The following is a 2,419-nucleotide window of genomic DNA, read 5'->3' on the forward strand; positions in this document are numbered from 1 at the left end:
CGCAGTACCTGGCCAACCTCGGTTTCCAGCCCACCGGCGCGCAGCAGCGGGTGGCCAACGAAATTGCCTATGACCTGAGCCAGCACGAACCGATGCTGCGCCTGGTGCAGGGTGACGTGGGCGCCGGCAAGACCGTGGTCGCCGCCCTGGCTGCGCTGCAAGCGCTGGAGGCCGGCTACCAGGTGGCGTTGATGGCGCCCACCGAGATCCTCGCCGAGCAGCACTACATCACCTTCAAGCGCTGGCTCGAACCGCTGGGCATCGAAGTCGCCTGGCTGGCCGGCAAGCTCAAGGGCAAGGCCCGGGTCAGCGCCCTGGAGCAGATTGCCAACGGCGCACCCATGGTGGTCGGCACCCATGCGCTGTTCCAGGAAGAAGTGAAGTTCAAGCATCTGGCACTGGCGATCATCGACGAACAGCACCGGTTCGGCGTGCAGCAACGTCTGGCCCTGCGCAAGAAAGGCGTGGCCGGCGAGATGTGCCCGCACCAGCTGATCATGACCGCGACGCCCATCCCGCGGACCCTGGCGATGAGCGCCTACGCCGACCTGGACACCTCGGTACTGGACGAACTACCCCCCGGGCGCACCCCGGTGAACACGGTACTGGTGGTCGACAGCCGGCGCTTCGAAGTGGTCGAGCGGGTCCGCGCGGCCTGCGCCGAGGGGCGCCAGGCCTACTGGGTGTGCACCCTGATCGAAGAGTCCGAAGAACTGACCTGCCAGGCGGCAGAAAGCACCTACGAGGAGCTTGGCAGCGCCCTGGGCGAGCTGCGGGTGGGGTTGATCCACGGGCGAATGAAGCCGGCGGAAAAAGCCGAGATCATGGCCGAGTTCAAAGCCGGCAACCTGCAGTTGCTGGTCGCCACCACGGTCATCGAGGTGGGCGTGGACGTGCCCAATGCCAGCCTGATGATCATCGAGAACCCCGAGCGCCTGGGCCTGGCTCAGTTGCACCAGCTGCGCGGCCGGGTAGGCCGGGGCAGCGCCGTCAGCCATTGCGTGCTGCTGTACCACCCGCCGTTGTCGCAGATCGGCCGCGAGCGGTTGGGCATCATGCGCGAAACCAACGATGGCTTCATCATCGCCGAAAAAGACCTGGAGCTGCGTGGTCCGGGCGAGATGCTGGGCACTCGCCAGACCGGCCTGCTGCAGTTCAAGGTCGCCGACCTGATGCGCGACGCCGACCTGCTGCCGGCCGTGCGTGACGCGGCACAGGCGCTGATCGCACGCTGGCCCGATCATGTCAGCCCGCTGCTCGACCGCTGGCTGCGGCACGGCCAGCAATATGGCCAAGTGTGACGCCAGTCCCAGAATGGATCCAGATTTGCCCCGGGGCTGGTTATACTTCGCGTTTAAAAGAATCAGTGGATACGGACCATGACTGAAGTTGCCCTGGACACCGCAACCCCACATGCACCCTCTGTCATCAGGCTGCTGCTCGACAAGCTTGGCGTAGCCTACCGCGAGGTGGCCGAAGATTCGCACTTGCCGGCAGCGTCGCGGGTACAGGCCGTGCTGCTCGACGACGAGATCGGCGCCCTGATGGTGCTGTTCCCGCAGAGCCAACTGCTGGACCTGAACCGGCTGACGGAACTGACCGGCCGCAAGCTGACTGCGGTGTCGATGCCTCGCCTGAAGCAGATGCTCGACAAGCACCAGCTCAAGGCCCTGCCGGGCATACCGGCCCTGACCAGCTCACCGAGCCAGTACGAAAAAACCCTGCTCGACGTCGAAACCGTCTACATCCAGTCCGGCGAAGCCGGCCTGTTGCTGGCAATCGAGCGTGCGCATTTCAAGCGGATGCTGGCCAAGGCCAGTGCCAGCTCGTTTGGGCAGGAGGTCGAGGCGATCAACCCCAACCTCGATCGCCCCGATGATGACACCCACGAAATCAGCCAGGCGGTACAAGCCTTTACGGCCCGGCGAATCCAGAAACGCCTGGAAGAAACCATCGAAATTCCGCCGCTGGCCGACACCGCACAGAAGATCATCAAGCTGCGGGTAGACCCTAACGCCAGCATCGACGACATCACCGGCGTGGTCGAAACCGACCCGGCGCTGGCGGCGCAGGTAGTGAGTTGGGCGGCATCGCCTTACTACGCCTCCCCGGGCAAGATCCGCTCGGTGGAAGACGCCATCGTGCGCGTGCTGGGCTTCGACCTGGTGATCAACCTGGCTCTGGGCCTGGCACTGGGCAAAACCCTGAGCTTGCCGAAAGACCACCCGCAACAGGCCACGCCTTACTGGCAGCAATCGATCTACACCGCCGCGATCATCGAAGGCCTGACCCGCGCCATGCCACGGGCTGAACGCCCCGAGGCGGGCCTGACCTACCTGGCCGGCCTGCTGCACAACTTTGGCTACCTGCTGCTGGCGCACGTGTTCCCGCCACACTTTTCGCTGATCTGCCGCCACCT

The 2,419-nt window shown here is 65.0% G+C and carries 2 protein-coding genes; both read left to right on the top strand.

All coding sequences use genetic code 11. From position 1 onward, the window contains the following. Window positions 1-1,301 (top strand): ATP-dependent DNA helicase RecG (recG, locus tag HP546_RS29205; protein ID WP_172233037.1); only part of this gene is annotated, 1,301 nt, incomplete at its 5' end. Window positions 1,302-1,379: 78 nt separating this feature from the next. Continuing rightward, on the top strand, window positions 1,380-2,419 hold a 1,040-nt coding region (locus HP546_RS29210), incomplete at its 3' end, for an aminoacyl-tRNA deacylase and HDOD domain-containing protein (RefSeq protein ID WP_172233040.1).

It is taken from the genome of Pseudomonas sp. CM25 (assembly GCF_013179705.1).
In the GTDB taxonomy this organism is placed as follows: Bacteria; Pseudomonadota; Gammaproteobacteria; order Pseudomonadales; family Pseudomonadaceae; genus Aquipseudomonas.